Below are 24,483 nucleotides of genomic sequence, written 5' to 3' on the forward strand. Positions count from 1 at the left end.
TCCTCAAAAGATCTTGACAAAGAACGTGATAATGTTGTTCCATTCTTTTGTTAAAAATCGAATCGTAAAGCTAATAATCAATATGATGCCGATAATCGATGCAATGAGACTTGCTCCCATCAAACCGACTTCTAACTTATTTTTCAATTTTGTAACCAATGCCCCACACAACCTTTAAATATCTCGGATTTTTTGGATCTGCTTCAATTTTCTCCCGTATTTTTCGAATGTGTACAGCAACGACATTTTCCGCATTGTACGCCTCTTCGTTCCAAACCCGTTCATATATTTCTTGTATAGAAAAGACGCGACCAGCATTCGTGAGCAATAGCTCGGTAATTTTATATTCAATCGGGGTGAGCTTGACAATTTCTCCATTGAGTCGAACTTCTTTTGCTTCACGATCGATTGATAAACCATTTACTTCGATTTTCGAATTGGTTGCTCCATTGTACGTACCAAGTTGGGTATATCGTCTTAATTGAGATTTTACTCTAGCTATCAGCTCTAACGGATGAAAAGGTTTTGTAATGTAGTCATCTGCACCAATTGAAAGTCCATGTATTTTATCTGTGTCTTCCGCTTTCGCACTGAGCATAATAATCGGGATATTTCGTTCCTCCCGAATCCTAAACGTTGCTTGAATGCCATCTAAATTCGGCATCATGATATCAAGGATAATCAGATGCACTTCATTTTTGGAAAGAATTTCGAGAGCCTCTTTTCCGTCTTTTGCCTTCAACACATTGTATCCTTCGTTTTTTAAATAAATTTCGATGCCGTCACGAATGTCCTGATCATCGTCTGTTACAAGTACAGTAAGTTGCATTCGCATCTCCTCATCTCTTTTTCTTATAGTTTTATCATAAAGTATGTTTCTTACAAAATTGCTAGGGAAAATCTTAAGAATTTCTGAAGAACAACAAAAAGAAAAGAAAAACTACTCAAGGTCCCCCTTAAGTAGTCTCTTTAGATACAACATCATTTTGCTGTTGTAAATTTACTTCTTTCATCTGTTTAATCGATTTTCTACTACCAAGAGTCAGCACCAATATACCCCCAAGCAGTAACATTACGCCAATCCAACTAGTAGGGCTTAAATATTCTCCAACTAAAAACACACCGAGTAACGCTGCCGTTAAAGGCTCCGCTAACGATAACGTCACCGCAGAAGAAGAACTGATTTTCTCAAGACCTGCTAAATACAATATGTAAGCTAAACTCGTGGCAAAGAGCCCCATAAAGAGCATAGGCCAAAGATTTTGCGTATTTAACACCCACGAAACACCATTTTGAGAAAAAGGCAGTAAAAATATAGCGGATAACGTAAAGGTTAACGCAACACTCGGTAACGTCTCTTCCCTTTCAGTTAATTGCTTGCTGCTATTCGTATAAAGTGCAAACATCGACCCAGCACATAGGGCAAGTAAGATTCCTAGAGGATGAATCGTCGTTTCTCCACGATTAACAAATAACAGGATGCAACCGATAATCGCCAGCAACGTGGCAATTCCCCAAACTCGACTTGGGCGACGTTTAAAAATCAACCATTCAATAATTCCTGCAAACACCGGCGAACTTCCAATCGTAACGACCGTCCCAACAGCAACTCCTGTGTAACGAACAGACGTAAAAAATAAACTTTGGAATAAAGCAATTGTCAATGCAGCTAAAATCGTCCATTTCCAAGACCATTTTTTTAAGTTGATTTTTCGCATCCCGAGGACTGCAATGAGTAATACCCCTCCTCCAATCGCTGATCGTACTCCAGCAACAGCAATCGGTGAAATGCCTTCCTGTAAAAAAGTTTGGGTTGTCCCAACGGTTCCCCAAAACATCGCTGCAAGCAATACAAAGATATATGGCAATATGTTCATTGCATATCCTCCCACTCAAAATACAATTTACTGTAATGCTATCATAATTTTTAATTGGCAACATCGGAATTTTGATTTAAAAAACTCTCCGATTCCCATAATAATATTGTAAAATAAACTTACCATTAGTCAGAAATTTTCTTTAAGGGAAATCATAAATGAAAGGCGGGTCATGTTGTGTACAAAACAGTGAGCGAGACGGCAAAAGATATTTCAATGCCTGAAGAAATGGTCCTGCGTTACATTTATGAAGGGCGTATTAAAGCAGTTCATGATGGAGAACAATTTCTCATCAATAGCGCTCAATTTGAAACATACCACGAACAATTAAAGCAAATAAAGGAAGAGATTGAACTTTGGCGGAACACGCCGATACCAGAAGATATTGACGTCAAAGATGAAGATTAACAAGGGTTGTCAATGCAGCATATTAAAAAATGATCATCCAACCCCACATGGATGATCATTTTTTCTCCAATTATATTTCCTTTCAATGGCTTCATCCCCTACCATAAAATTAAGACATCATTTCAGATAGCACAATTCTCAATGCTTAAAATAAAATATAAATGTTGATTCTTACGATGAAGTTCATCATATGAATTTTTGAATATAATCTTTAAGATTTATAGAAAATAAAATGCCTCTTAAACCGAAAGTTTTTCAGAAGCATTTCCAGAAGCAACTAATTTATATTGTTACCACAAAACCAGCACGTTTTCCGATAATTTCAGCGTAATCTTCTACCATCACACTTGCAGTTGGATACATTCCAGCACCTGGGCCAACAAGAGTCAGCGTTCCGATATAGTTTGTTTCCATCGTAACCGCATTAAATACATCGTCAATTGGATAAAGTGGGTGTTCTTTATCAACTAGCATTGGTCCAACTTGGGCAAAAATTGTACCGTCTGCTAACTTTTCCACTTCTGCGACGTGACGATACCTTAGTCCTTTTTCAGTTGCCTCTTTCACTTGTTCCGGCGTAATGTCATCGATTCCTATTACTTTTACATCATTCCAGTTCGGCTGCTCACCAAAAGCCAGGGCAGATAAAACCATGAGCTTTTTAAAAGCATCTTGACCTGAAATATCCATAAATGGATCCGCCTCTGCATATCCAAGTGCTTGTGCTTCTTTCAACGCTTCTTCGAAAGACCATCCTTCCGCACGCATTTTTGTTAAAATATAATTGGAAGTACCGTTTAAAATACCCTGTATTTTTGAAACATCATTCACAAGCAAAATATTTTTCATAGTTTTAATTACAGGTACTCCGCCTGCTACTGTTGCTTCAAATCCAACAAAGACGCCATTTTGTTTCGCAAGTTCCTGCAATTCAAGTCCATATTTTGCAAACATGACTTTATTCGCTGTTATAACATGGCATTTATTCATAACCGCTTTTTTCAAATATGTGTATGCGGGTTCTTCTCCTACAATGGCTTCAAAAACAACTTGCAACCCCTTAACAGATAAGCAATCATCAATACTATCCGTCAATAGATGTCGCGTTCCTGGAACTCGCTCCTTTGTAGTGTCACGCACTAAAATTTTTGCCACTTCTAGTTCGACACCTAATTTATTACGTAAATCTTCTCGCTTTTCATTCAATATATGATAAATGCCTTGACCTACTGTGCCAAATCCTAAGATGGCCGCCTTGATTGTTGCCATTTCCTTTTCGCCTCCATCTTTCTTTCCATGAAATTACATTGTTGAATAGTGAGTGCAGCGAATTCGTACTACACAAACACTTTCTTCAGCGGATGAAAATAATAAAAAATTCAATATTTTTTGAAACATACAGAAATTTTAACGTATATTTCAAAGGAACTCAAGGGAATTCTACCCAAGATGGACAATTGTTTTCTTCAGAAGGGCATATAAATGCATAACTGATTCATTTTTCGTTAAAATAAAAAAGCCAGTACTATATTATTGTACTGACCAGTCATTCATCTTATCACGATGCATGCACTAATAATGCAGTTTGATAGTTACGTAAAATCTTTCTCATCAATCGTTCTTCTTCCGCTGAAAAGGCAGGAACAGCAAAAGGTCTTCTTATCAATTGGAAATCCCCATATGTTAAAAACCATTCTTTTGCAGGTTCTAAAATTGGTTGTTCACCCAATTCTTTATATGCATCGTATACTTCTTTTACTATATACCCGTGTGCTAAAAGCGTATAGGTTTGCTCTTTATACGGGCTGTATCCAAAAACACTTTCCCACTGTTTTTTTACTATTTCAAGCAAATGTTGCAATGATTTTGCATTTACAAAAGTATTCATGTCATTTAATTCGTATATGATATAAGCCGCAAAATTTTGGGCACTATAAATCTTTTTCATAGGATTCAACTCCTTTTAAAGGGGAAAGCCATTAAAGGCTTTCCTTAAACATTTAGGGGGAATTATTGAAAATACCAAATACAATAGCATTCAATCAACTCTTATATACACTATAAATGATTAAACGAAAAAATTCAAGTAACCTAATTAATTTACTAGGAATTAATTTTATATATCGAAAATGGGGTGTCTAGAATTGAGAACGATTGGTTCTACCAAAATGACAGATCAGCCTATTTATTAATGTGAATTGTATTCGAATGGGAATACAACTCACATCGTATTAAATTATTTTTGCTACAAATGAGTAGCCTTTCGATTAAACGCCTTTGAGAAAAATTTGAATTATCTACTGCAAATGAGCAGCCTTACTCAATCAATTATTTTAAGAAACTTTGAATAATTGGATCAGCTGCGAATGAGCAGCACTTTCCTATTAAATTTTCACTGCAAATGAGCATTTTATCTTTTGGACCATAGAGGATTTTAATGTTGCACATGAGCAACCTCTTCTCTTAATGACTATTATGGGGAGCGTTTAATGCTTTATTTTTTAACAGCCGCAAATGAGCAGCTATTATTAGCGATTCAATAGCGGTTCTTAGAGGGCTTGAACGAATGATTAAGCCTTATTTACACTAAATTCTGCCTCAGCTTTTGCTAAAGCTTGATCTAAATCTGCAATAATGTCATCTACATTTTCTAAGCCGATGGATAAGCGAATGAGTTCTTCCCCTACTCCAGCAATTTTTAATTCCTCAGCAGATAATTGTTGGTGAGTTGTTGATGCAGGATGAATAATGAGCGATCTTGCATCTCCAACATTCGCTACGTGAGAGAATAATTTCACGTTGTCAATTACCACTCGACCTGCTTCACGACCACCTTTAATTCCGAATGTTACCATTGATCCGTAACCGTTTTTTAAATATTTCTTCGCAAGGTGGTGAGATGGGAAGTTTTCATCCCCTGGATAATTCACATATTCTACGTATGGATGGTTTTTCAAGAATTCCACAATTCTTTCTGCGTTTTCACCGTGTCTCACGTAGCGAAGGTGAAGAGTTTCCAATCCTTGCAGGAAGCTAAATGCTGCATCTGGACCTAAAGTTGGACCTAAGTCACGTAATAATTGAACACGTAATTTTGTTGCAAAAGCAGCTCCTGCTGTATCGATGCCGTAACGAATTCCGTGATATGTGAGATCGGGCTCAGTGAATCCTGGGAATCGACCTTGTGTCCAGTCAAATTTACCCCCATCTACAACAATTCCTCCGATTGTTGTACCGTGTCCCCCAATCCATTTTGTTGCCGAGTGTATTACGACGTCTGCTCCAAATTCAATTGGGGTGCATCCATATGGAGATGGGAACGTATTGTCAATAATTAATGGTATGCCATTATCGTGAGCGATCTTTGCCACCGCTTCAATATCTAAAATATTTAAACTAGGGTTTCCTACCGTTTCAGCAAAAATCGCTTTTGTTTTGTCCGTAATCGCTTTGCGGAAGTTTTCTGGATCTCTTTCATCTACAAATTTTGTAGTAATTCCCCAGCGCGGCAATGTGTTTGCAAATAAGTTGTATGTTCCACCATATAAGGAACCAGCTGAAACAATTTCATCTCCTGCATTAGCGATGTTTAAAATGGAAAATGCAATCGCCGCCTGACCGGAAGATAAAGCAACAGCTGCAGTACCACCTTCTAGTAAAGCAACACGCTTTTCAAATACATCTACAGTTGGATTCATAATGCGAGAATAAATATTACCCACTTCTTCAAGAGCGAATAATTTGCGCGCATGTTCTGTGTCTTTGAATGCATATGCTGTTGTGCGATAAATAGGAACAGCAATAGCACCTGTAGTAGGGTCAGGTTGTTGGCCACCGTGAAGTAATAACGTTTCTGGCTTGAATTCGGACATCGTTTTCTCCTCCTAAATAAATAATTGATGGATTTCTTGAGGAGGCATTGAAGTAAAACAAAAACCCTCTTCTTATATAAGAAGAGGGTGTTGTATGCACGTACATTTCCTCCTCTTATCTTTCAGATCAATATGATCTGTAGGATTTAGCACCTTTGCAATTTTCTTGCCGGTTGCCGGGCATCATAGGGCCTAGTCCCTCCGCCTCTCTTGATAAGAGTATTGATTTGATTTCCATCGTTGGATTAACTATAAAACATAGTATGCCACTCTGTCAACTAATTTTTTAAAAAATTTGAAACTATTTTTTATTTTATTGAGTATAATATATTAAAATGCACTTTTCTATAAAGGAGTCCAATAGAATGATAACTGCAGTGATTACATTTCTTATTGTCGGCTATTTTATTGGATGTATTCATGGGTCAAATGCAGCACAATTACTTTCCGGTGTGAATTTAAAAGAAGCTGGACTCGGCAATGCAGGAGCTTCCAACGCTACCCTTACGCTGGGCTGGAAATACGGCATACTTGTTGGATTCATTGATATCGGAAAAGGAGTTTTTGCGATTATCTTAACAAGATATTTTTTAGATCACTATACACTATTTGAAACTGAACAAATCTCAATATTGCTCTATTTGACAGGTGCCGCAGTAATTCTAGGTCATAATTTTCCCATTCATATGCATTTCAGAGGCGGTAAAGGAACTGCTTCCCTCATCGGAATTTTCCTTGCAATCAATTGGAAATTTGGTCTACTTTCTATGATAGCTCTTGTCATAGTTTCCTTATTATCCAACTATTTAATTATCGGTGTATTCTTTTTGTATATCGTTTTTGCTATAAACTCTTTGCTGTTTGAACCAACTATTTGGCCATTTATCATCGTAATATTGCTGTTATTGGTTGCAACGATTTTACATTTAGAAAACATTAAACGCATTAAACTCGGGACAGAACCAACCATCAACGCAGCTTTTAAAAGAGAGAAAGATGAAACCGCATAAAAAAATCTCCCGTAAAGGTAATACACCTAACAACTACGGGAGGTTCTTTTTATTTCATTCATCGATATGAGAATTATCACGATATATTTCTTTTCCCTTAAAATAAGTTAACACGACTTTCGCTTCACTTATCTCACTAGGAGGTATTTTAAAGATATTTTTATCTAATATGATAAAGTCTGCTTGTTTCCCCACACGAATCTTCCCAATCCATTCTTCTTTTCCTATTTGTCTTGCCGCATAGATGGTGTAACTACGAAGCATTTGTTTCAACGTAGCACTTTCTTTTGGCCATAATGGTTTAAGATTTTTTTCTTCTTTTGCATGAAGTCTAGTCATTCCCGTTTCAATTCCGTATAGTGGATTCAACTCGCCAAAAGGATAATTACTCGAAGATGCAACTGGTAATCCCCGCTCAAAATAGCTTTTCATTCGATGCAAATCTTTTAATTCTTCCACCTTTTCTTTAACTCCCATTGTGTGATAAAAGAGAGATGGCTGAACAGATGGAATCAGACCAAACTTTCGAAATTGGGTTAAATTTTCCCTCGTCATAAAAGGGATATTGGTAATAGTATGCTTGAAATTCTGTTTTCCATTATGCTCTCGAACATATTCAAACACCTTTACAATTTCATCTAATTCCCCATCTGCTTGCACATGTATTCGAAAACCTTCCCGATCTAACAATTCCAACAGTTGATAAAACTTGTCCCTATTCCATGAACCATCTTTTGATAAAACTTCTGCACCATACAATTTCACCGTTTGGTAACTATAATTCTCTCCCTGATACTTATCTCTCCATTCCTTTAACGAATCAATTTGTTCTAATCCTTTAAAAGGATCTACGTATAACCCTAACTCATAGGAAAGCGTCAGCTTACCTTGTTGATCAAGTTCATCAATAGCTTTTAATAAATTTTCCGAATGGTATCGGAACGGAATAAATACTGCCGTAATTCCATATGTTGCCGCTTCTTTTTGAAATTCCAACAATGCTATCTTATATTGTTCTACTGTAAAATCCGGTTGAGGCAAAGATTGGATAACTACTTTAATGAACTGTCCTTGAACTACTCCCAACTCGCCTTTTTCTAAAAGGTCAATTTGTCCTTGTTCCTGTTTTTCTGTTTCTACATCCAATCCTGAAATTTCGATTGCTTTTGAGTTAACCCAAAGCTCGTCTCGATGATTTGAAAAAGCTACAAACGGGATATCTGAAACAAGTTGATCAATTAATTCTCTCGGAGTTTGTCCACTCTTTTGACTCGCTTCTTCCGTCACATTTTGATTCCATCCAACAGCACGAAGCTGCCTTAATTGTGGATTTTGTGAACGATACGTTAAAATCGCTCTTTTATATTGTTCAAAATTTGAGTAAGGGGTTAAGTCCAATAAATACAGTTTCTCGGCTTTTAAATATGCATAATTATGACCGTCAACAAATCCTGGCAATAACAGCTGATTATCTAAATGCATTACTTTCGTTTTTGGACCTTTATAGGCTTGTACGCCCTCCCGATCTCCTACATAAACAAACTTTCCATTTTTCACCGCAATGGCTTCTGCTTTCTCGTTTACTTTGTCGACAGTAAATACTTCAACATTTTCAATTACTAAATCCGCTTGAACAATTTCTTCTTCTGCAACAATTGGTTTGAAATGGAAAGCTACCAACAATAACACGAGAAGTACGATGAAAATACGTCTTTTCATGTATACCACCTCGCTTCTTTAGGAACGTTATTTCAATATAGGATATTCATTTTTCAATAATGAATACATTTTATGTATTGATACAAGTTCAATAATTGTTCAATTACTGTAAAGTATTAACCATATATTAACTGGTAAAATAAAGGAATGAATAATCGATCTATTTCTTACTATCATTAAGTGCCCCACAGAACACGTCGGCTTACGGTACAGGTGCTTTTTCTTTAAAATTTGGAATACCTTAATGAATGAGCTTATCTTCTAGTACTCTTTTTCAACAACGTACTGTAAATCGATTGGGGCTTCTATAATTCAAATTTTTGTCATCTAGAAGAAAGTGTACTAATATAGCCTTAAAGGATGAAATTCACGCTATTATTGATGAATACATAAGGGGTGTAAAACATGAGTGTAAAAGAGTTATTACGCAGCCATACTTCTGTTCGTAAATATACAGGAGAAGAAATTCCAAGAGAGACGGTTATTGACTTAATTCAAACTGCTCAAATGGCTGCATCTTCTCATTTTGTACAGGCTTACAGCGTAATTTGGGTAACAGATGAAGAAAAGAAGCAAAAGCTTGCGAAACTATCAAACAATGAATTTCAATTTCAAACAGCAGGCGCCGCTTTTCTATTCTGCGTAGATTTTAAACGTTTAGAAGCGGCTGGAAAAAAACATGGTGTTGATATCACTGTGGACACAGCGGAAAATGTATTAGTTGGAGTGGCCGATGTATCAATTTTTGCTCAAAACTTTGTCATCGCCGCAGAAGCAGAAGGTTATGGAATTTGTTATATCGGAGGAGCACGAAACAATCCGAAAGAAATCAGCGAATTATTTAACTTGCCTGATTACGTCTTCCCTCTCTTTGCAATGACGATTGGTAAACCAACGAAAGTTAATGAAACGAAACCGAGATTACCAGTAGAAGCTGTATTACACGAAAATGAATATAATGTTGAAAAATATGATGAACTGTTAGATGAATACGATGCAATCATGGAAAAATATTATGCTTCTAGAAGTTCGAATCAAAAATTGGCAAACTGGACGAAACAAATGGCGGATTTCTTAATCGAACAGCGACGCCCTCATATTAAAGAATTTTTAGCTTCTAAAGGATTTACTTGGAAATAACCCATTGAATCATTTCAATCCAAATTTAAAAAAACTCTTTCCATAAAGGATTAAGGTAATTTAAAAGGAAAGATGCTCATGAAACACGATAAACAAGTCACTTTATCCCTTGAACAACAGCATATCAAACATGTAAAAAGTTACTATCGTACATTAGCAGAAATTAACTTATGCTTAGGGAATATTCATCGTAATATCGAACGAAGAATCCAAAAACAAAAATATCGCTATGCAACGGAATATGTAAATCAATATATTTCCTACACAAGCGTCTGGAATATCAAATTCGTATATAATTTAGAAAATCCAGAAGTGGCACTACTGCAGTTTTTTCATTTAGACTACATTTTTGAGCATGAACCAAAAAATCGTTTTAAATCAGAACGCCTTCAGCTCGAAGAACAAAGAAAGCTCTTTTCAACAGTGAACCCATTTAAAGAAGAACAAATACAATTAAGAAAACAACAAATGCTCAAATTTATAAAGGAGCGTTCAAAAAAATCAACTAAAAACGAAAAACTTGAACAATAAAATTTCCCGAAGCAAATGCCTCGGGATTTTTATTATTGGCCAATATTGACTACACCTTCAATTTTCAACTCTTTCACCGGTAAAAACATTTCTCCAGTTTCAAAATACCGAATGACCACTTCGTCCCCTTCTTTTAAGTAAATGGAAAGCGGTTCATTTTGAGAACTGACAACAAAGTTTTGACCATTATGCAGTAAGAAGGACACAATTGTGTAATCCCCTACTCGCTCTTTATAGACGCGAAGGACATTCCCTTTAATCGTTTTTTGTTCTGCATTACTCGATCCTTCCACCGTACTTGCTCCTCTTGTTAAAGCAGTTTTGTATTGTCTTAGTGCTTCACTTGGTGTTGACCCATAAACGGATATTTCCGGATTCGCTGCAGATACAATAAAGTAATTTTGCAAGAAGCCGTTTGAATCAAGCACAGGAGCAAGCCAACTTGCTTCACCGTAGAAGTTATAAAGAATAGGCATTACTCCTTGCCACTCTTTTTCAATAAACTTCTTCTCTATAATAGCTAATGCCCCTTGAGAATCCATGTATGATTCTTCTAAATTCCCTGTATAATACACCGCTTCACCTGTTCGCGCGTGAGTCAATGAATAACCGAGCATCGAATCAACGCCTTCTTTCGGACTTGTAAAATCAGTAAAATAATACATTTCTCCATCTTGATTAAAGACTGGACTCACATTCGCTTCTGTTCCTTCATCAGAAGGCAATTTCACATCTTTTTTTCCAAAGAGACTATTCCAAAATCCATGCACATATTTTCCGAAATAACTATTTTGAAGGCTCACTGCTTCAGGTGATACAGCACCATCAATAAATTTCGGCACTTCTTCTAAAGGAATTTTTTTCGTCTCTCCTGAATAAGCATCAACCATGACGATCCCTTTTACATCAAATCCATTTCGGGCAGAAATGAATTCACCATAGGAACGGATATAATAAGGTGTACCATCATCATCCACCTCAAGCTGAGGCTCACCGTAGAAAATAAGTGTTGGATATTGTAAACGTATATGGCGCTCTAAATTTTTATTGAAAAAGGCAGACGGTACATAGACCATTTCTTTCGCAACAAATACTGGATTATCATTGGAATCCGTTGCACTCATTTTAAAATAGCCGGGCGTTGTATCCCCATTTAACCATTTGAAAAATCCTGAAAACTCAACGGGAGCAATATAAACAAATTCACCGTTTACTTTTTGAATTTGCAAGTTCCCAAGCTCATAGTAACTTGTATTAGGCACCTGTCCGAATGCTTTTTTCATTTTATTTTCCGCAAAATGCGGCGGTACGCTGGCAGGTGTTTTTGTTTCATCAAAAGGTTCAATTTCGACTTTTTGCTCCATTTTTGCAGACTCATACTTTTCATCCGCATTAAAAATGGGTGCTGTAAGCATATATATTAATCCAATTAAACTAGCTAAAAACAGAATCCCTTTAATATTTCGTTCTGCTCCACCAGATGCCAATATACCCATTAGCAATATAACAGGTAATGCATAAATGAAAATTGTCCAATGCACATCAATTTTCGTCAAATATACGAATAGAAAATAAATAATCCAACTACCGATGAATACAAATAATAATGATTGCAAGAATTGTTTAAATGATAATGTAGCTTCTTTCGGCAATCTTCTAGTAATTGGAACGATAAGAATCGTTGTAATAATAGAAAATATTAGAGTCGTGATGAGTAATTGTGTCATCCTATTCACCATCCTTCTTCTATTCTACGGTGGGTAGCTATAAATAGTTTCAATAATTTCAATAGTAATTTTTGACACAAGTAATTTTTGACACAGCATTTTTCTCATCATAAAAAAGGAAAAATGATACAATAGAGGCAGTATTAATAAGGAGGCAGCGTCATGAAAGAAAAGGTTATTGAACGATTGATTCGATACGCTAAAATCGACACACAATCTGATCCGGAAAGCTCTACAACCCCTTCTACGAAAAAACAATGGGATCTATTAAATGTACTAAAAGATGAACTAGCAGAGATTGGACTTACAGACATCACATTGGACGAGAATGGCTACTTATTTGCCACATTACCAGCCAATACAGACAAGCCTGTACCAACTATTGGTTTTTTAGCTCATGTTGATACATCACCAGATTTTTCTGGAACAAATGTCCAACCGAAACGAATTGACAATTATGACGGCGGAGAAATTCAATTAAACGATGAATGCACTCTATCCCCTAACCAATTCCCAAATTTAAAAAATTATGTCGGACAAACATTGATTACAACAGACGGCACGACGTTACTGGGAGCAGATGATAAAGCTGGAATTGCAGAGATTATGACGGCAATGGAATATTTAGTAAATCATCCTGAAATTAAACACGGAAAAATTCGAGTTGCCTTTACTCCTGATGAAGAAATCGGTCGTGGGCCACATAAATTTGATGTCAAAGCTTTCGGTGCGGATTTTGCTTATACGATGGATGGTGGTCCACTAGGAGAATTACAGTACGAAAGCTTTAATGCGGCAGCTGCAAAAGTAACAACTCGCGGAATCAGTGTTCATCCTGGTACTGCAAAAGGAAAAATGGTCAATGCTATCACGATGGCGATAAAATTCCATAATTTCATGCCTCAAGAAGCAGTTCCTGAAAAAACAGAAGGCTATGAAGGATTTATTCACTTGATGAATTTTAATGGAACTATTGAGGAAGCAACTCTTTCTTATATTATTCGCGACCACGACCGCAACAAATTTGAAGCGAAAAAAGAATACTTCCGAATGGTTGAACAGCGAATAAAAGAAGAATACGGTGACAATGCCATCACTGTCGAATTAGAAGACCAGTATTACAACATGAAAGAAAAAATCGAGCCTGTAAAAGAAATCGTAGACATTGCAAAACGAGCAATGGAAAATTTAAATATTCAACCAATCGTCGAACCGATCCGTGGAGGAACTGACGGTTCTCAGTTGTCCTATATGGGTCTGCCAACTCCAAATATTTTTGCTGGCGGAGAATACATGCACGGTAAATACGAATTTGTGTCTGCCGAAACGATGGAACTCGCTGCAAGAGTTATCATCGAAATCGTCAAACTCTTTGAGGCAGAAACGAAATAAATCATGTTTGAATATTCTGTTAATATATTTGTAGTATAGAATTTTTCGATGTTTTCTCTAAGAAAGTAGGTATTAATAAAATGAAAGAAATCACTCTTGGCATATTTGCAGCCTTATTTTTTGCGGTTACTTTTATTTTAAATCGGTCCATGGAGTTAAGTGGAGGAAGTTGGCTGTGGAGTTCTTCACTAAGATTTTTCTTTATGCTTCCCTTCCTTATTGCCATTGTTTCTTACCGAACTGGTTTTGAAAATTTACGTAGAGAAATGAGAGAAAATACTTCAAAATGGTTGCTCTGGAGTTTCGTGGGCTTTGTTCTTTTTTACGCACCACTCACCTTTGCAGCAGCTTATGGACCTGGTTGGCTTGTGTCGGGAACGTGGCAGTTTACGATTGTTGCCGGTGTAATTCTTGCACCGTTATTTGTAACCGTCGTAGATAACAAAATCATACGTCAAAAAATACCGCTCACTTCCTTATTCATTTCATGCATTATTCTAGTCGGTATTATGCTTATTCAAATACCACAAGGAAAAGAGGTAACTTTCAATCACTTACTGCTTGGAATGATTCCGGTAGTCATCGCTGCCTTTAGTTATCCGCTTGGTAATCGAAAAATGATGGAGTTATGCGGCAGTCGAATCGATACGTTTGAACGTGTGCTTGGTATGACCATTGCATCGCTGCCAGCTTGGTTTATTTTAGCTGTTATTGCGATTTGTACAGTGGGGCTCCCTTCCATGAACCAAGTCATACAATCCTTAATTGTCGCTGTTAGTTCCGGTGTAATCGCCACGACGTTGTTCTTTATTGCCACAGACCGTGTGCGAAATCATCAAGGAAAACTTGCTGCAGTTGAAGCCACTCAATCGATGGAAGTCGTATTTGTCATTATCGGAGAAATGATAATACTTGGAGTTCCTCTACCAGATCCAATTGCACTTTTCGGTCTTGCGGTTATTATCGTAGGCATGCTACTTCATAGCTATCACACAGCGATTATCGGAAAAAAATCAGACCTATCAGAAAAAGCCAAACTTCTCCAATGACGTTTGGCTTTCCCCTTCTATATCATCTCCAAACAAAATCAGCAAAAACATGTTATGTTAAACACAGTGAAATAACATAGAGGTGATACGATGCCCGTTTTAACATATGAACAACTTACTTTCCTAAATTCCTATAGTATTGTTACAGAAGAGCCGAAAAACCCTTTATTTACATTGGAAAATATACATAAAGAATTTTTTCTAAAAGATTTTCTGAAGCTCATGATGGAAATTACTCAAGCAAGTACAGAGGCTGCAGCTATATCCCATTTCAGCTGTCGCTATGGATTATTCGTTGCTACCCAATTTTATTTTCTCACTGCTTATGATGAAATTTGGGACGGAAAATTAGAAGATGTTCGTTACTTCCATGTACATGAATATGGTATGGATACGCTCGGAACATACATTACTCCTACAGACTTCCGCTATGTAGAAGAAAATGAAAGGGAATATGTCATTTCAAAAATCCTGTATCAAGCCCATCAAATTATTGTACAACTTCGCCAAACAACAACCATCTCTCCTCTTACTCTTTGGGAGAACATCTTCGGGTATATGTTGTGGAATTATAATGTATTGCTACAAAATCCTCTGCTGGCAGACCGAGCTTTTGAAGATATCGAAATACTTGAGGATACAAAAGTATGGCAACGTTTTTCAAATAAATCTTGGTTTTATGAATATACAAAAGGAAAAAATCCGATGGAACTCGTCAATTCGCCAGTGCGAAAAAGTTGCTGCTTTACAAAGGATATTCCTGGATTAAACGCTTGCACTTATTGTCCAATAAAATAATGTTAAGAGATTTCCTGCTTATCAAAGGTAGTTACTTTGATAGAGTAAATAGGAAATCTTTTTCTTTTTTATAACATTTTCTTCTCAATTAATCAAAAATTTATTAGAGCTAGTAGATGCAAGACTTTCAAAATTTTGATAAAATTAAAAAGCACTCTTAGGAGAAAGGATTGGAACCTATACATATGCATGAAGAAAGTCATGAACCTACCTTATTGAATAGAATTGTAAGTATTGCCTTTATTGTTATCGGTGCATTTATTGCTGCCTATGGTCTTGAAGCTGTATTAATTCCAAACAGCGTATCTGATGGTGGAATTACCGGAATATCCATTATTCTCTCGACGCTTACCCCACTTCCGTTAGGTCTTTTCTTAGCAATTTTAAACATCCCATTTATTTATTTAGGTTATAAATTAATCGGAAAAACATTTGCGATTAATTCCGTTATTGGTATCGGTACATTATCATTTGCTACTTCGATTATGCATCATATCCCAACTATTATTAATCAGGATTCTTTATTAGTCACGATTTCAGGTGGTATATTACTCGGGATTGGTATGGGTCTAGCATTACGTAACGGCGGTGCCTTAGACGGTACGGATATGCTTGCTGTATTAATTAGTAGAAAAGTACCTTTTTCAACTGGTGAAATCATTTTAGTTATCAATGTATTTATTTTCATTTTCGTCGGTTTTGTATTTGGCGTTGAAGGAGCTCTTTCTTCAGCAATCGCCTATTATATCGCTTCAAAAGTTATTAGCATCATCGAAAATGGTCTTGAAGATGCGAAATCCGTTACAATTATAAGCAAAAATTCCCGAGAAATCGGAGAAGCGATTATCAATCGATTAGGTCGTAGCGTTACTTATTTAAATGGGATTGGTGGATATGCCAACGAGCCAGTTGAAATTGTTTATTGCGTCATCAACCGAATGGAAGAAAGTAAATTAAGAACCATTGTCAGACAGAAAGATCCAAATGCATTTATTACTTTCAATGATATTGCAGAAGTTCGTGGCGGCAATTTCAAGAAAAAAAATATCCATTAATCTACACCAAAAAAATAGATTCCAAAGAAAAAACAACAAGTTTCAACACTTTGTTGTTTTTTCTTTTTTACAAATACTCACCCATATATTGTTCTCATCTCTTTCACCGCTTCAGTTGAATACTTTGTAATAAATTCCCCATGACCTAAATCCTTCAAAACCTTTTCTTTTATGTTTGGAACAACTTGTTTTAAGTATTTGATGGATTTTTCAGGGATGATTTCATTACTGCCGTACCAATAATACATCTCTGGCGAGTTCGGAAGGGATTGTTGTAAAGAAAATTTAAATAACTCTAGAAAGCAATTTTCAATACTTTTGAGAGAAATTTGAGGATATAAAGCCTTCTTTAAGCTTTCAACATCCACATCGTAATAACTTAATAACGAGCGCATTTTAGGATGTAATTGATTATTTCGTAAGTCTAACAGGATTTTTGATAAAATCATCGCTGCCGTTTTCGAATAAATCCCTAAAGGAAGATAGTAGGCTGCATCTAAAATCACTTTTGTTATTTGTATTTTTTGATTCGCTAACAACTTTAATAAAATGGTTCCACCCATCGAAAAACCGTATGCCCCATGTACATAATCCGTATATCGACTTAATATATAATTTTCAATTTGTTCTGTTTCTTGATCAATACATTCAAAATGAGATGACGAATCTCCATTATGTCCATCCAGAGAAGGAATAATTAAATAATAATGCTTTGATAATTCATCAATGAGTGGATGAAAACTTTCCCAAGTAACGGCCATTCCGTGGATTAATAGTAACTTCGGGTTTCGGAGATTCCCAAACTCGTGAAATTCCATATCCATCTTCCTTTTTCACTTAGTTTGGATATCCTTTTCACCCTTATACTAGAAATATATGAAAATTAAAAAGGCTTGGTCTATTCCAAGCCCTCGTTTGAAACTTTTTTATATTCAATCAACCAATCGTCATCTTGTTTTTTGTATGCAACTCCAACATATCCACTATGTAATAGGTTCTGCTGTCCTTCAATATTCCCCATTGAAATGAACACTGATTCATCTCTCAATTGCAGGTGTTTGTGCAAATATTTCACGAAAATATATCGCATTTTCCCGCCGTACTTTGCCTTCAATGCAGCAATATGCATTCCTTGATGAAATTTATCTTTTATGCTCGGGATATTATAAGGCATTACGGTTGCTAGCACATAATCGAATTTCGATGTATCAATTTGGTTCATGATAATCGTTGCCATCTTTTTTTGTAATCCATATCCACGGAAATCAGGATGCACATTTGAAATTTCTTGATATAATATTCTTTTCAAATCTGCTTCATCCGTCAATCCAATATCTCTTCCCAGACTCTGATCATCTACAATTGGGATTAAGAGCGCACGAAAAGCAATGAGTCGATCATGATTGAAAATTCCAATCATTAATCCATTGCCCTTTAGAATAAATAAAAATTCCTCAGCAGAAAGAGGCTCTAACGTTTCTTGATTTGGCAGTGCTTTAACAACTTCTTGTTGGAGATCTAAAATCCGTTGTAAATCCTCTACCGTTAATCTTCTGACATAATAGGGAATATCCCCTAAAACACCTTGTTCTAACACTTCAGACATGTCTTCCACCTTTATTCAATAATGCAAGAATCTGTTGTTAATTGAGATAAAACCTCTTCATCAATTGTTACACCTAAACCTGCTTTTTCATTCAACTCGATAAATGGAATTTTATAGCTTTCCTTTAAATCCCCAATATCCGTTTTAAATTTAAGTGGCCCCGTTAATTCCACACTCGTAATAATTTTTTTCGAAAAGGCTACATGAAAACCAGCAGCTGATCCAATGGATGACTCCACCATCGAACCAATTTGACATTCAATTCCGGCCATTTCCGCCATTGTCGCTAGTTTCACCGCAGGATAAATTCCTCCGCATTTCATTAGCTTAATATTCACTTTATCTGCCGCTTTTTTTGCAATAATTTCCCTCATATCACGAACATTGCAAAGGCCTTCATCAATCATAAGAGGTATGTTGGATTTTGATTTAATTTCAACCATTGCATCAATATCATCTGCAACGACTGGCTGTTCAATCCAATCGATGCCCATGGATTTCAAATATCGCAATGCTTTTAAAGTATTTGCGCTATTCACCCATCCTTGGTTTACATCAATGCGAATGGCAATTTGTTCTCCAACCCGTTGTCTTACAGCTTTAATTCTTTCTACATCACTTTCTACCTCTCTACCAACTTTCATCTTAAAGGATCGATAGCCTTCTTTTACTTTCTCTTCTGCCTCATCTGCCATTTTATTAGGCTCATCAATACTTAATACGTGAGTAATTGGAAATTTTTTATGAAATCTTCCTCCAATGAGCTGATAGATAGGTACTCCAAGTTTTCTTCCCACAACGTCAAAACATGCGATATCGATCGCCGCCTTTGCACTCGGTGCGCCTTTTAATATGCGATTCATTTTGTCGTGAATTTTTTCAAAATGAAAAGGCGTTTCATTAATCATCGCAGGTGCTAACGAATGTTTTAATACATGAAAAGTGGATTCAAACGTCTCACCTGTTACGTGTTCATCCGGTACACTTTCTCCCCATCCAACGAATCCCTCATCAGTTGTAAGTTTTACGATAATCGACGGCATCGTTGGATACGTACCGTAACTAACAATAAAGGGTTTTATCAGTGGGAATTCCACTGCAAAAATTTCTATGCTCTTAATATTCATCAAAATCAACTTCCTTCTAACAACATTTATTTATATTGTGTTGCATTAAACAAAGTTTTAGCCAACACTTTTGCTCCGATAATTAACGCATCTTTATTGAAAGTCATGTGCGGATGATGAAGGCCTGGCTGTAAATCTGCACCGATACCAATCATTGTCGCTTTCAACTCCGGTTTCGACACGGTGTAAAAATGAAAATCATCACTACCTGGCGTGTGCACCGGCTCTGCTAAAAAGCCCTCTCCTACAGTATCCAGAATCGCTTTTTCTGCAATTTTCTTCGCTTCTTCAGATACTTCAGCTCCAGGCGTTTTATCATACCAATCCCAAACAATTTCTGTTTCAAACATTTTACTTATATTTCGAAGTCCATTTTCTACATGTAATTGCAATGCATCTAACACTCTATTTTTTTGAGCTCGAATATCGATAGAGAAGGTAGCGTTCCCTGGAATGACATTAACGCTTCCACCATCAGCCACCACTTTCGTTAACTTCACACTATGCACTTCAAAAGGGTTTAAATAAATATTTTTCAACATTTGTTGAATCGCTACAATGATATCGATAGCATTTTTCCCTTGATATGGCCTTGCTCCGTGTGCATCCACACCTCTAATCTCACCTTGTAAAAATAGTGCGGCACCATGGTGAATCGCAGGAGATACTTTACCAAAAGGCAGCTCATCGATTGGTCTTAAATGAATCCCAAAGAGATAGGATACATCATCGATTATTCCCCGCTTCACCATTTCAATCGCTCCACCGCCTACTTCTTCAGCTGGTTGGAAAATAAACCGCACTCGCTTCTTTAAAGGAAGGTCTTTAATTCTTAGCAATGCACCTAATACCATTGATATATTCGCGTCATGTCCACAAGAATGATTGGCTTTCATGACGCCATCTACTTCTTGCCAAAGGGCGTCGATATCAGCTCTCACTGCGATTACTTCATCCCCTTGACCAATTTCAGCAACAAGTCCAGTCATATCGTTAAACCGTTTATATGGTACCTTTAATTCATCCAAAATTGATGCGATTTTATTAGTAGTTTGATACTCTTTCCAACTGACTTCTGGACAATTATGAAAAAGCTCAAACCAACTAAAGACGACTTCTTCATATGTTTTCACTTGACCCATATTTTCGCACCTCGATTTTATTGCTTACTCTATTATACATAATGTAGTAATATTTATTAATTGCTTTTGCCTACACAAAAACAATTACTTCCATCATAAAATAATCATTAGAGTTTTTCGTGCGAAAATTATTCCATGTACTCCATAAATTCGGTTCAATCTATCTTTATCTATTAATAGAGTAGCTAGTAATACATTTTTGCAAAAAAATATCCGCCTCTAATCGAGACGGATTAAAATCCTTAGTTGATAGATGCATCTAATTTAGTGTTATTTCCTTTATTTTTTGTGGAGTATTGAATGACAAACAGAATACCAAAGATGATTAAACCGATAATGTCTGAAAGGGATTCTGGATAAACCATGAGTAAACCTGCAACAACTAATATAATTCTTTCAATCCAAATAATGCGTCTATACCAGAACCCAATAACTCCTGCACCAATGGCAATCATACCTAAAACTGCTGTTATTAGAACCCAAATCACTTCTAAGAAAGTAACATCAATCATAAGTAGTTGTGGTGAAAAGATAATCATATATGGGATAATAAACGCTGCAATAGCCAATTTTGCAGAATGAATCCCCGTCTTAATTGGATCTCCACCGGAAATTGCAGTTGCTGAAAAAGCAGCCAATGCTACTGGCGGTGTAATGTCTGCTATTATTCCAAAATAGAATACAAAGAAATGTGCAGATAATAGAGTTACAACAGGCACAGCAGAAAGAGGAACATCTGGTGCTAATAATGTAACGATAGCCGGTGCTGCAATTGTAGAAGTAATAATATAGTTTGCAGTTGTTGGTGCACCCATTCCTAAAATTAAGGAAGCAATCATTACTAAGAATAGTGTAAATAATATATTTCCTCCTGCAAGTTCCACTAAACCGCTTGCTAAACTTAAACCAAGTCCTGTTTTTACAACAACCCCTACAATTATACCGGCACATGCTGTTGCCGATGCTACAGCAAGGGCTGTTCTTGCTCCATCAGCCAAAGCATCAATTATCTCTTTTATACCAAACTTTACCTCTTTATTTAAAAATCCAACTACAATACATGCGAGAATTCCGTATAACGCAGAGTGAATCACTGGAACACCCATCATCATGATAATGATGATTAAAACAAGTGGTGTCAACAAATACAATTTCTTAAATACTTCCTTGCGATCTGGTAATTCTTCGTCCGTTAAACCTCGTAGCCCTAATTTTTTCGCTTCAAAGTGAGTCATAATCCAAATACCTGTAAAATACAAAATTGCAGGAATAGCTGCAGATTTCGCAATATCCCAATACGTTACACCACGTCCGATAAATTCAACCATTAAGAAAGCTGCTGCTCCCATGATAGGCGGCATGATTTGACCACCAGTAGAAGATGCCGCTTCAACTGCACCGGCAAACTCTCTTTTATATCCAAGTCTTTTCATCATTGGAATCGTGTAAACACCTGAAGTTACAACGTTCGCTACAGAACTACCAGAAATCGTACCTTGTAGGGCAGAAGAGAATACTGCTACTTTTGCAGGTCCACCCACAAGCTTACCTGCAACAGAAATCGCTAAATCATTAAAATATTCTCCTACACCTGTTTTTACCAAAAAGGCACCAAATAATAAGAACGCAAAAATATAGGTTGCTGACACGCTAATAGGAGTACCTAGAATACCATCTGTAGAAAAATACATTAAATTTACAAGCTGTTCTAACGATTGACCACGATGAGCTAGAAAGTTTGGCATATAAGGACCAAAAATAGCGTACAACAAAAATAGTATCGCGATTATTACAATCGGCAATCCTACAGTTCTTCTTGCTGCTTCTAATACCAATAGGATAACTATTCCACCTACGATAAAATCTAATTGGGTAATCGTTCCTAAACTTGTTACAAGCCTTTCATAATTTAGAGTCCAATATATACCACAAATTGCTGCAATAATTGCTAAAATATAATCATAAAACGCAATTTTCGTTTTTGATCCTTTTCTTTTTCTCGGAGGGAATAAAAGGAAAATAATTGTTAATGCAAATCCCAAGTGTATGCTTCGTTGTAAATATGCAGTTAATTGACCAAAAATAGCTGTGTATACTTGGAATAATGAAAAGGCAAGAAGCAAACCAAAAACAACCCATTTCATTACTCCACCTAAACGTCTCAAATTCGATTCAGCATCATACTTTTCCAACAACTCTTGCGCTAACTGTTCTTCTGTTAGACCTTCTAGTTGCTTAGCGTCGGTTTTCATATTACATTTGCACTCCCTTCATCCTGTCATACAAAGAAAACTTTTTTATCTCTAGGAGGTAAGAATTTCCCCGTTGAAGATGTTTTTTTAAATCGATTGCTTTTCCCTTATAGTAAAAAAATAAATCGGTGTTGATATCTCCAACATAGAGGACAAAGTTATCTAAAAAAGCTTCTGAATAGGATAATGTATATTTCCCATCCTCATAAATTAAACTCTGCCCTTCCTCTGCATAAGCTGGCATCCCCACTGCCACATCTTCATACTCCATCGAGATCAATTGAAATTTATCGTTGTCCACTACTTTATAGGTCTCAAGCACATCCGTTAAATGAATGGAATGAGTGAAGCGAATCTGAAATATTTCATCTTGATCAACAACTATGTAATACATTTGTGGATTGTTCGTTGTTTTTGTCTCTGTAAAAGAAATTACTGAATAGAGGGGGATGAATAGAAAAGAGCCAAACAATGTGAGCATGACAATAAAAATACCGGTTACTTTTTTCATGTTACCGCTCCATATACAAAGGGCCTGAAGAAGCATTAGCCTTCAAGCCCTTCACTTTACAATGATCAATAATTATTCGTCAAAGAATTTTTGAGCACCAGGGTGCACTTCAATTCCAATACCATCTAAAGCAGTTTCTTTCTTAATGAATGCCCCTTTAGCGTGACCAATTTTATCAGTATTGCCATAGATTGCTTTTGCAATGCCGTACGCTACATCTTCTGGTAAATCTTTCTTCACAGCAAGCATTGCAAGTACAGATACAGTAGGAACGTCTTCAGCTAAACCATAAGTTCCTGCTGGGATTACATCTTCTTTGTAATATGGATATTTTTCAATCAATGCTTTTGCTTTTTCAGGATCTACTGGAACAACCACAATTTCCTCTTGTGCACCTAAAGCTTCTACAGCAGCTGTTGGATATCCAGCAGTAATGAAGGCTGCATCAATTTGTCCTGTTGATAATCCATCAGTTGATTCACCGAAGTCTAAGTTTTGTGCTTGGATGTCTTTCATTGTTAAACCATGAACTTCTAATAATTGTTCAGCATTTGCGTAAGTACCAGAACCTGGAGCACCGACAGAAACTTTTTTACCTTTTAAATCTTCAAAAGATTTAATACCTGATTTAGCAGTTGTTACTAGGTGAACTGTTTCTGGATATAGAGCACCGATTGCCACTAAATCTTCCATTGGCTCGCCTTCAAACATTAATAGGCCGTTTTTAGCATAATATGCAATATCTGTTTGTACGAAAGCGATTTCAGCATCGCCTGCTTTTAAAGCACTTACGTTCGCAGCAGATGCTTGTGAAACTTCAGCAGTCGTTTTAATACCTGTTTCATTTGTAATTAATTCAGCAAATGTACCACCTAAAGCATAGTAAGTACCTTGTGTACCACCCGTTACCATGCTTAAGAATTTAATATCAGATGTTGTTTCTTTGTTATCCCCTTCTGTTGAACCTTCATTTGTGTTTGAAGTGTCTTCTTTACCACCACACGCAGCCAGCAACATGAGTAACATGATGCTAATTACTGTTAGAAATAGAAACTTTTTGTTTTTCAAATCAATTCCCTCCTCTTTGTATTGCGTAATAGGTGTTTTAACACAGTACAATTGTAACTATTGTAAATTACTTATGTCAAATATTTTTATAGAATAATAGCGTATTAAGCAGATAATCATTTTACTATAATAGAAATTTTTATATGAAAAAATTGGGTACAGTATTGCAAAAGTGTTATAATACAACCATTTTTTTAAA

At 36.3% G+C, this 24,483-nt stretch carries 23 protein-coding genes and 1 riboswitch; of the genes, 8 read left to right on the top strand and 15 right to left on the bottom strand.

Going from position 1 to position 24,483, the window contains the following annotated elements:
- Nucleotides 1-3 precede the first annotated feature (3 nt).
- The 3 genes from NST98_RS11640 to NST98_RS11650 form a co-directional block, all read right to left on the bottom strand.
- On the bottom strand, nt 4-159 hold the full coding sequence (locus NST98_RS11640) for a hypothetical protein (protein WP_172597806.1): 156 nt from the start codon (nt 157-159) through the stop codon (nt 4-6).
- A complete protein-coding gene (locus NST98_RS11645) occupies nt 137-829 on the bottom strand; it encodes a response regulator transcription factor (RefSeq protein ID WP_096549848.1) in 693 nt (230 codons plus the stop codon). Before NST98_RS11645 ends, NST98_RS11640 begins: the two co-directional genes overlap by 23 nt.
- Before the next feature lie 127 nt (nt 830-956).
- On the bottom strand, nt 957-1,877 hold the full coding sequence (locus NST98_RS11650; protein WP_340704802.1) for a DMT family transporter: 921 nt from the start codon (nt 1,875-1,877) through the stop codon (nt 957-959).
- 177 nt (nt 1,878-2,054) lie between these two features.
- Here NST98_RS11650 and NST98_RS11655 point away from each other — a divergent pair, with 177 nt between their 5' ends.
- Nucleotides 2,055-2,285 carry a hypothetical protein gene (locus NST98_RS11655; protein ID WP_016837662.1) on the top strand — a complete coding sequence of 77 codons (231 nt, stop codon included), beginning with the start codon at nt 2,055-2,057 and terminating at the stop codon, nt 2,283-2,285.
- A 282-nt stretch (nt 2,286-2,567) separates the two neighbouring features.
- Here the strand turns inward: NST98_RS11655 and NST98_RS11660 are convergent, their stop codons facing one another.
- The 3 genes from NST98_RS11660 to NST98_RS11670 all read right to left on the bottom strand — a co-directional run bounded on the left by NST98_RS11660 (nt 2,568) and on the right by NST98_RS11670 (nt 6,157).
- Nucleotides 2,568-3,554 carry a homoserine dehydrogenase gene (locus NST98_RS11660; RefSeq protein ID WP_016837661.1) on the bottom strand — a complete coding sequence of 329 codons (987 nt, stop codon included), beginning with the start codon at nt 3,552-3,554 and terminating at the stop codon, nt 2,568-2,570.
- A 289-nt stretch (nt 3,555-3,843) separates the two neighbouring features.
- Nucleotides 3,844-4,233 (bottom strand): hypothetical protein, encoded by a 390-nt coding sequence (locus NST98_RS11665; protein WP_096549851.1) that lies wholly within the window; start codon nt 4,231-4,233, stop codon nt 3,844-3,846.
- 622 nt (nt 4,234-4,855) lie between these two features.
- Complete coding sequence (locus NST98_RS11670) at nt 4,856-6,157, bottom strand: O-acetylhomoserine aminocarboxypropyltransferase/cysteine synthase family protein (protein WP_340715182.1); 1,302 nt, start codon at nt 6,155-6,157, stop codon at nt 4,856-4,858.
- A gap of 112 nt (nt 6,158-6,269) precedes the next feature.
- Nucleotides 6,270-6,377: riboswitch (SAM riboswitch) on the bottom strand.
- A gap of 145 nt (nt 6,378-6,522) precedes the next feature.
- Between NST98_RS11670 and NST98_RS11675 the strand changes: the two genes are divergently transcribed.
- On the top strand, nt 6,523-7,167 hold the full coding sequence (locus NST98_RS11675) for a glycerol-3-phosphate acyltransferase (protein ID WP_016837658.1): 645 nt from the start codon (nt 6,523-6,525) through the stop codon (nt 7,165-7,167).
- 54 nt (nt 7,168-7,221) lie between these two features.
- Here NST98_RS11675 and NST98_RS11680 read toward each other — a convergent pair whose 3' ends face one another.
- Nucleotides 7,222-8,886 (bottom strand): amidohydrolase, encoded by a 1,665-nt coding sequence (locus tag NST98_RS11680; RefSeq protein ID WP_340715183.1) that lies wholly within the window; start codon nt 8,884-8,886, stop codon nt 7,222-7,224.
- Between the two features lie 405 nt (nt 8,887-9,291).
- Between NST98_RS11680 and nfsA the strand changes: the two genes are divergently transcribed.
- Entirely contained in the window at nt 9,292-10,026 is a 735-nt protein-coding gene (gene nfsA / locus NST98_RS11685; RefSeq protein ID WP_016837656.1) for an oxygen-insensitive NADPH nitroreductase, read from the top strand.
- 72 nt (nt 10,027-10,098) lie between these two features.
- The gene (locus tag NST98_RS11690; RefSeq protein WP_340715184.1) at nt 10,099-10,557 is read left to right on the top strand and encodes a hypothetical protein; all 459 of its coding nucleotides are present in this window, start codon (nt 10,099-10,101) and stop codon (nt 10,555-10,557) included.
- A 32-nt stretch (nt 10,558-10,589) separates the two neighbouring features.
- Here the strand turns inward: NST98_RS11690 and NST98_RS11695 are convergent, their stop codons facing one another.
- Nucleotides 10,590-12,284, bottom strand: coding sequence for a hypothetical protein (locus NST98_RS11695; RefSeq protein ID WP_340715735.1), 1,695 nt, complete (start codon nt 12,282-12,284; stop codon nt 10,590-10,592).
- 162 nt (nt 12,285-12,446) lie between these two features.
- Between NST98_RS11695 and pepT the strand changes: the two genes are divergently transcribed.
- The 4 genes from pepT to NST98_RS11715 all read left to right on the top strand — a co-directional run bounded on the left by pepT (nt 12,447) and on the right by NST98_RS11715 (nt 16,578).
- Nucleotides 12,447-13,676: a peptidase T gene (gene pepT, locus NST98_RS11700; RefSeq protein ID WP_340715185.1), complete on the top strand. Its 1,230-nt coding sequence runs from the start codon at nt 12,447-12,449 to the stop codon at nt 13,674-13,676.
- Nucleotides 13,677-13,756: 80 nt separating this feature from the next.
- On the top strand, nt 13,757-14,725 hold the full coding sequence (locus NST98_RS11705) for a DMT family transporter (RefSeq protein ID WP_096549857.1): 969 nt from the start codon (nt 13,757-13,759) through the stop codon (nt 14,723-14,725).
- Between the two features lie 90 nt (nt 14,726-14,815).
- Nucleotides 14,816-15,523 (top strand): Fe-S oxidoreductase, encoded by a 708-nt coding sequence (locus NST98_RS11710; RefSeq protein ID WP_096549858.1) that lies wholly within the window; start codon nt 14,816-14,818, stop codon nt 15,521-15,523.
- 185 nt (nt 15,524-15,708) lie between these two features.
- The gene (locus tag NST98_RS11715; RefSeq protein ID WP_340710143.1) at nt 15,709-16,578 is read left to right on the top strand and encodes a YitT family protein; all 870 of its coding nucleotides are present in this window, start codon (nt 15,709-15,711) and stop codon (nt 16,576-16,578) included.
- A gap of 77 nt (nt 16,579-16,655) precedes the next feature.
- Here NST98_RS11715 and NST98_RS11720 read toward each other — a convergent pair whose 3' ends face one another.
- The 7 genes from NST98_RS11720 to NST98_RS11750 form a co-directional block, all read right to left on the bottom strand.
- Nucleotides 16,656-17,396, bottom strand: coding sequence for an alpha/beta fold hydrolase (locus tag NST98_RS11720; RefSeq protein ID WP_340715186.1), 741 nt, complete (start codon nt 17,394-17,396; stop codon nt 16,656-16,658).
- A gap of 80 nt (nt 17,397-17,476) precedes the next feature.
- Nucleotides 17,477-18,184, bottom strand: coding sequence for a GNAT family N-acetyltransferase (locus NST98_RS11725; RefSeq protein WP_340715187.1), 708 nt, complete (start codon nt 18,182-18,184; stop codon nt 17,477-17,479).
- An 11-nt stretch (nt 18,185-18,195) separates the two neighbouring features.
- Entirely contained in the window at nt 18,196-19,311 is a 1,116-nt protein-coding gene (locus NST98_RS11730; RefSeq protein WP_340715736.1) for a mandelate racemase/muconate lactonizing enzyme family protein, read from the bottom strand.
- Nucleotides 19,312-19,337: 26 nt separating this feature from the next.
- Complete coding sequence (locus NST98_RS11735; RefSeq protein WP_340715188.1) at nt 19,338-20,453, bottom strand: amidohydrolase; 1,116 nt, start codon at nt 20,451-20,453, stop codon at nt 19,338-19,340.
- A 242-nt stretch (nt 20,454-20,695) separates the two neighbouring features.
- Nucleotides 20,696-22,705, bottom strand: a complete 2,010-nt coding sequence (locus NST98_RS11740) for a TRAP transporter permease (RefSeq protein ID WP_340715189.1) — start codon at nt 22,703-22,705, stop codon at nt 20,696-20,698.
- A gap of 1 nt (nt 22,706) precedes the next feature.
- Entirely contained in the window at nt 22,707-23,216 is a 510-nt protein-coding gene (locus NST98_RS11745) for a DUF1850 domain-containing protein (RefSeq protein ID WP_340715190.1), read from the bottom strand.
- A 72-nt stretch (nt 23,217-23,288) separates the two neighbouring features.
- Entirely contained in the window at nt 23,289-24,284 is a 996-nt protein-coding gene (locus tag NST98_RS11750; RefSeq protein WP_340715191.1) for a TAXI family TRAP transporter solute-binding subunit, read from the bottom strand.
- Between the last annotated feature and the right edge of the window lie 199 nt (nt 24,285-24,483).

The organism is Ureibacillus sp. FSL W8-0352, assembly GCF_038004345.1.
GTDB lineage: Bacteria > Bacillota > Bacilli > Bacillales_A > Planococcaceae > Ureibacillus > Ureibacillus thermosphaericus.

What these genes read in the sequence shown, in the direction of transcription:
- NST98_RS11645 (WP_096549848.1), bottom strand. Translation starts at nt 829, where the DNA reads ATGCAACTTACTGTACTTGTAACAGACGATGATCAGGACATTCGTGAC.
- NST98_RS11650 (WP_340704802.1), bottom strand. Translation starts at nt 1,877, where the DNA reads ATGAACATATTGCCATATATCTTTGTATTGCTTGCAGCGATGTTTTGG.
- NST98_RS11660 (WP_016837661.1), bottom strand. Translation starts at nt 3,554, where the DNA reads ATGGCAACAATCAAGGCGGCCATCTTAGGATTTGGCACAGTAGGTCAA.
- NST98_RS11665 (WP_096549851.1), bottom strand. Translation starts at nt 4,233, where the DNA reads ATGAAAAAGATTTATAGTGCCCAAAATTTTGCGGCTTATATCATATAC.
- NST98_RS11670 (WP_340715182.1), bottom strand. Translation starts at nt 6,157, where the DNA reads ATGTCCGAATTCAAGCCAGAAACGTTATTACTTCACGGTGGCCAACAA.
- NST98_RS11675 (WP_016837658.1), top strand. Translation starts at nt 6,523, where the DNA reads ATGATAACTGCAGTGATTACATTTCTTATTGTCGGCTATTTTATTGGA.
- NST98_RS11680 (WP_340715183.1), bottom strand. Translation starts at nt 8,886, where the DNA reads ATGAAAAGACGTATTTTCATCGTACTTCTCGTGTTATTGTTGGTAGCT.
- nfsA (WP_016837656.1), top strand. Translation starts at nt 9,292, where the DNA reads ATGAGTGTAAAAGAGTTATTACGCAGCCATACTTCTGTTCGTAAATAT.
- NST98_RS11690 (WP_340715184.1), top strand. Translation starts at nt 10,099, where the DNA reads ATGCTCATGAAACACGATAAACAAGTCACTTTATCCCTTGAACAACAG.
- NST98_RS11695 (WP_340715735.1), bottom strand. Translation starts at nt 12,284, where the DNA reads ATGACACAATTACTCATCACGACTCTAATATTTTCTATTATTACAACG.
- pepT (WP_340715185.1), top strand. Translation starts at nt 12,447, where the DNA reads ATGAAAGAAAAGGTTATTGAACGATTGATTCGATACGCTAAAATCGAC.
- NST98_RS11705 (WP_096549857.1), top strand. Translation starts at nt 13,757, where the DNA reads ATGAAAGAAATCACTCTTGGCATATTTGCAGCCTTATTTTTTGCGGTT.
- NST98_RS11710 (WP_096549858.1), top strand. Translation starts at nt 14,816, where the DNA reads ATGCCCGTTTTAACATATGAACAACTTACTTTCCTAAATTCCTATAGT.
- NST98_RS11715 (WP_340710143.1), top strand. Translation starts at nt 15,709, where the DNA reads ATGCATGAAGAAAGTCATGAACCTACCTTATTGAATAGAATTGTAAGT.
- NST98_RS11720 (WP_340715186.1), bottom strand. Translation starts at nt 17,396, where the DNA reads ATGGAATTTCACGAGTTTGGGAATCTCCGAAACCCGAAGTTACTATTA.
- NST98_RS11725 (WP_340715187.1), bottom strand. Translation starts at nt 18,184, where the DNA reads ATGTCTGAAGTGTTAGAACAAGGTGTTTTAGGGGATATTCCCTATTAT.
- NST98_RS11730 (WP_340715736.1), bottom strand. Translation starts at nt 19,311, where the DNA reads ATGAATATTAAGAGCATAGAAATTTTTGCAGTGGAATTCCCACTGATA.
- NST98_RS11735 (WP_340715188.1), bottom strand. Translation starts at nt 20,453, where the DNA reads ATGGGTCAAGTGAAAACATATGAAGAAGTCGTCTTTAGTTGGTTTGAG.
- NST98_RS11740 (WP_340715189.1), bottom strand. Translation starts at nt 22,705, where the DNA reads ATGAAAACCGACGCTAAGCAACTAGAAGGTCTAACAGAAGAACAGTTA.
- NST98_RS11745 (WP_340715190.1), bottom strand. Translation starts at nt 23,216, where the DNA reads ATGAAAAAAGTAACCGGTATTTTTATTGTCATGCTCACATTGTTTGGC.